This is a genomic window from Gilliamella sp. Nev5-1, from assembly GCF_001690895.1.
Classification (GTDB): Bacteria; Pseudomonadota; Gammaproteobacteria; order Enterobacterales; family Orbaceae; genus Gilliamella; species Gilliamella apicola_C.
In genome coordinates, this window is record NZ_LZHO01000032.1 from 1 (window position 1) to 4,745 (window position 4,745).

A 4,745-nucleotide genomic window follows, 5' to 3' on the forward strand; every position below is an offset into this window, starting at 1 on the left:
TCAGCATGATGTTGCTCGGGATTGACCTCAGGGTAAGTCACTGTGTGTAATTGACCGGCGTTATCATAACGGTAACGGCGTGGCTGATGTCCGGTGATTTCGGCAAGCTGTCCGTTAGGATTGTAGTGATATTGCTGTTGCCAAATTGGCGTTGGCGAGGTTTGGGTGCTGATATCATAACTATGATAACGTTGATGGGCAATAAGTTGCCCTAGCGGGTCATACTGGTAACGGTTAACCAGCCCATTACCCTGACGGCGTTCACACTCTCGCCCTTGTTTATCCCAACGAAAAGCGGCTAATGGCTGGTGGTCGAGTGTCATCCCCAGTAGCTGACCCTGATTGTAATGATATTCTAACCATTGCCCATCGGGCAGTTTAGTGCCATTGAGTAAGCCGGTGATTTCATCGTAGCGATGGCGGATAGTCGCCCAGTTTTGGTGCTCGGCCGTTAAACGACCAACTTTATTATATTCCCATCCTAAAACCGATTGCCCATCGAGTATTTGTGTTAATAATCCATTCTGATTGTAACTATAGTGCTCTTTTATGCCATCAGCTAGCTCTTTTACGATGAGTTTTCCACGGCTATCACGTTGGTAGCGGGTAATGAGCGGTTTTTCATCATGTTGGTTACCATACTCGTGTTTTTCAATTAAATAGCCATTTAAATCGTAATGATAAGTGGTTTTTACCTCGTCAAAACCAATTTCTTCACTCAATTGCCCCGTTGGCGTGTAGCTGAAGCGGTAACGTTCCCCTTTCTGATTTTCAATTTCACTGATTTGTAGATGGATATTATCATAACGAAATTTCAGCCGTTCACCATCTGGCAGCCGCTTTTCGGTCATTAAATGTAATGGCGAAGCGTAGTCATATTCTGTGACAGCCGCTTTTCGTTGGGATAAACAAGGGCGAGAGTGTGAACGTCGTCAAGGTAATGGACTAGTTAACCGTTACCAGTATGACCCGCTAGGGCAACTTATTGCCCATCAACGTTATCATGGTTATGATATCAGCACCCAAACCTCACCAACGCCAATTTGGCAACAGCAGTATCACTATAATCCTAACGGACAGCTTGCCGAAATCACCGGACATCAGCCACGCCGTTATCGTTATGATAACGCTGACCAGTTACACACCGTAACTTACCCTGAGGTCAATCCCGAGCAGCATCATGCTGAAAAAGTCGAGCAGTTTGATTATGACGCAACGGGCAATAAAATCAGTGAAACCCAAGCACTAGCCCCCACGCCTTTTCATGCCAATATCGCCAAAGGCAACCGATTAACCTTTTTTAGTGATAAACACTTTGAATATGACCGCTTTGGTAACCTAATTGCCGAAAAGCGCGGAAAAAACCACAGTCTAGTCACCCACTATGAGTACGACTGCCGGCATCGACTTATCAAAGTGATTAAACCGACGGGGCTTATCATCACCTATACTTATGATGCCTTTAACCGTCGTACCAGTAAAACGGTAGACGGCAAAACCACCGAATTTATCTGGCAAGGTAGTAAACTTATTGCCGAAACGGATAATGATAAACATTGGCAAAGTTACCTTTACGAGCTAGACTCTTACCGTCCCTTAGCCCTTGTGCACGGCAATGCCCAACAAGATAACATCAAACTCTACTGGTATCAAAACGACCACCTCGGCACACCCATTGCCCTTACCGGCAGCTTAGGTGACACGCTCTACGAATGCCAGTATAATGCCTATGGACAGATAATAAACGAAACCTACCATCAGGACGATATAGATTCCCTGCCCGATAATCCGTTAAGATTCCAAGGGCAATATTATGATGAGGAAACAGGACTTCATTACAACCTAAACCGTTACTACGACCCGTTTACCGGCAGATATATCACCCAAGACCCACTTGGCATACTGGGTGGCTTAAATAGTTATCAATATGTTAATGGTGATCCGATAAATTGGATAGATCCGTTAGGGTTGATTAAGGTTGAAAATAATGGGTTTGAGGCAATTGCAGGAAAGAGGTACAAGGTCTCAAATGGCGCGGATACTGCAATACCTAAAACAGATTTAGATCATCCTATTGTACAATCTCGTATAAATATACAAAATGGTGATACCGATAAAGGATGGATGCATGTTTTAAAAAGACATTTCAGCGGTAAGAGCAATGCAAGTCAATTTACAATTACAGAAGAAGCTAAATATTTAATAGGAAGTAAACAAGTTAGTGATATACCAATTAGTAATATAAGAATGTCAGTGGAGAAAGGAACAAATATAGAACAAAAACTTTATGAACGAGTTGTTAACTTTAATAAAAATATTGGAATTGATAAATTTACAGGAAAGCCAACAAATACTATGACTATCCTTACAGATAAAGCAGGCAATTTAATTACAGCAACCCCAGGGAGGTTATAACCATTATGATAAATGAAGCTAAAATAGCTCAGAAAAAAACAAGTGTTTTTCATAAATTTGAAAAACAAATAATTTATCCTTTTTTACTATCTGAGTTTGGTGAGTTAACTTCATCTTACTTTATTTATCACAATATAGATCAATATGTTGATATATATACTTATCTTGTGAATGGTAAACATGTTATTAATTTTGATGTTTCAACTATAGATCAATCTATTACTATAAATTCAATAATATCGGTAGATGAATATAAAAAAGAGATTCAAGGAAAAGGTAGAGCAAAAAAGGAAAGTAGAGAATATTTAGATAAAATTATGAAAGAAATTAATTCTAAATAAGAACAAAATTTATGTGTACTAGCTCAAATCTAATCTGACACTTTTGTGCATTTGACGACAGTGTTAACTGTTACCAAGCCTTGTAATTCCCAATAGCACAAAAATAAGAATGGGTATTGTACACACAGTGACTTACCCTGAGGTCAATCCCGAGCAGCATCATGCTGAAAAAGTCGAGCAGTTTGATTACGACCCAACGGGCAATAAAATCAGTGAAACCCAAGCGCTAGCCCCCACACCTTTTCACGCCAATATTGCCAAAGGCAACCGGTTAACCTTTTTTAGTGATAAACACTTTGAATATGACCGCTTTGGTAACCTGATTGCGGAAAAGCGTGGAAAAGACCACAGTCTAGTTACCCACTATCAAAACGACCACCTTGGCACGCCAATAGCCCTTACCGGCAGCTTGGGTGACACGCTCTACGAATGCCAGTATAATGCCTATGGGCAGATAATAGACGAAACCTGGTATGTCCACACTTTTTAGTACCAAAAAGATAAGGTCATAGATTCATTTTATATTCAATGGGTGACTGGTAATTTAAAGACGAATGAAGCCTGTTGTAATTAAACCAATCCACATAGTGATTAAATTGCAACCTGAGTTGTTCAAGTGAATCAAAAATCGTGTTTGACACAAATTCAGTTTTCACCGCTTTAAATGTTGCTTCAGCAACAGCATTATCATAAGGGCATCCCTTATGGCTTAATGAACGCTCAATGCCAAATTCCTTTAAACATTCATCAAGTAGATGATTATCAAATTCTTTTCCTCTATCTGAATGAAATAACTCAACTGAATTTAAGTTAATAGGGATTTGGCTGATAGCATCCATAACCAGTTGAGCATTTTTATGTTTTCCAGCACTTCGTCCCACGATTTCTCGATTGCTTACATCAATAATCACACAAAGGTAATGCCATTGTTGTTTTACTCTCACATAAGTTAAATCAGTCACTAACACTTTTCGTTGTTGGCCTACGGTAAACTCACGATTAAGTTGATTACTTACTGTTGATTCGTTGCTTTGTTCTGTATTAGCACGATATTTTTTACAGGTATATTTTGATACTAATCCGTTTTCTTGCATGATTCGACCAATTCGGCGACGGGATAATAGTATGCTTTTCTCCCTAAGCTCTGCTTGTAGTCGCCTTGTTCCATAGGCTTGATAGTTATCGTTAAATATCGCTTTCACTTTTTTACTAAGCTCTTTGTCTGTTTTTTTACTGGTTAATGGTTGTTGATAATAAAATCGATTTCTTGACACTTGTAAACATCGACATAACGCACGTAAGCTATATCGATGTTGATTCTCGGTGATTAATTTGATTTTCGTCCTATTATCAACGCCGCTTGCTTTAGGATGTCATTCTCCATTAACAATCGCTTATTCTCTTTACGTAGGGCTATGAGCTCATTTTCTTGAGCACGACGATTAGCTTGAGCTGTAAACTCACCAGTGGTTTGATATTGCTTAATCCACTTATCTAATGCGGATTTAGTCAGGTCGTATTCGGTGACAATATCCGCTCGTTTTTTGCCATTTTGGTATAACATTACCCTCTGTTTTTTAAATTCATTACTAAAACTGCGTTTTTCTCTTCTTGAAATGGGATTTGTCATTGTTGGTTCCTTTTGTTTTTTGGTTATCATAACAATGACCTTATTAAACTGGTACTAATTAGTGTGGCCTGTCCATAGTATAAATTCTTTTTCCTTTTTCAGTTATAGTTATTATTGGATTTACGCCTGCAAACTTTTCAATAACTTTGTTAAGATTTCCTGTAGACCAATTCTTTGAATATTTTTTAGCTCTAGCTGCACCGCCAGTTAGCCCTTCAGTATTTGTGCTATTCGTTTCTTTTTTAGCCTTTACCCCCGGACACTCATCCGACAACCCCAACGGGTCAATCCAAGCCAGTGGGTCGGGGACGTAGCGGTAGGCATTTTCACCACCGGCCAGTCCTATTGGGTCTTGGCTG

Annotated in this window: 4 protein-coding genes and 2 pseudogenes; 3 read left to right on the forward strand and 3 right to left on the reverse strand. The window is 39.5% G+C overall.

Going from position 1 to position 4,745, the window contains the following annotated elements:
* Positions 1–851, reverse strand: a pseudogene (locus A9G41_RS05205) (RHS repeat protein); the annotation flags it as partial.
* Between the two features lie 31 nt (positions 852–882).
* Here A9G41_RS05205 and A9G41_RS05210 point away from each other — a divergent pair.
* The 3 genes from A9G41_RS05210 (at position 883) to A9G41_RS05220 (ending at position 3,246) form a co-directional block, all read left to right on the forward strand.
* A complete protein-coding gene (locus tag A9G41_RS05210) occupies positions 883–2,415 on the forward strand; it encodes an RHS repeat domain-containing protein (RefSeq protein ID WP_075539405.1) in 1,533 nt (510 codons plus the stop codon).
* A gap of 5 nt (positions 2,416–2,420) precedes the next feature.
* Positions 2,421–2,756, forward strand: a complete 336-nt coding sequence (locus A9G41_RS05215) for a hypothetical protein (protein ID WP_065581365.1) — start codon at positions 2,421–2,423, stop codon at positions 2,754–2,756.
* 109 nt (positions 2,757–2,865) lie between these two features.
* Entirely contained in the window at positions 2,866–3,246 is a 381-nt protein-coding gene (locus A9G41_RS05220) for an RHS domain-containing protein (protein ID WP_065581366.1), read from the forward strand.
* A gap of 16 nt (positions 3,247–3,262) precedes the next feature.
* Here the strand turns inward: A9G41_RS05220 and A9G41_RS05225 are convergent.
* Together A9G41_RS05225 and A9G41_RS05235 are read right to left on the reverse strand one after the other, a co-directional pair.
* A protein-coding gene (locus tag A9G41_RS05225; protein ID WP_143425412.1) for an IS3 family transposase occupies positions 3,263–4,374 on the reverse strand; the annotation gives its coding sequence in 2 pieces (ribosomal slippage) (positions 3,263–4,125 and positions 4,125–4,374; 1,113 coding nt in all).
* Positions 4,375–4,444: 70 nt separating this feature from the next.
* Positions 4,445–4,745: pseudogene (locus A9G41_RS05235) on the reverse strand (hypothetical protein); the annotation flags it as partial.

Excerpts from the sequence above, each read along its gene's own strand:
- A9G41_RS05220 (WP_065581366.1), top strand. The coding sequence starts at position 2,866 with ATGGGTATTGTACACACAGTGACTTACCCTGAGGTCAATCCCGAGCAG.
- A9G41_RS05215 (WP_065581365.1), top strand. The coding sequence starts at position 2,421 with ATGATAAATGAAGCTAAAATAGCTCAGAAAAAAACAAGTGTTTTTCAT.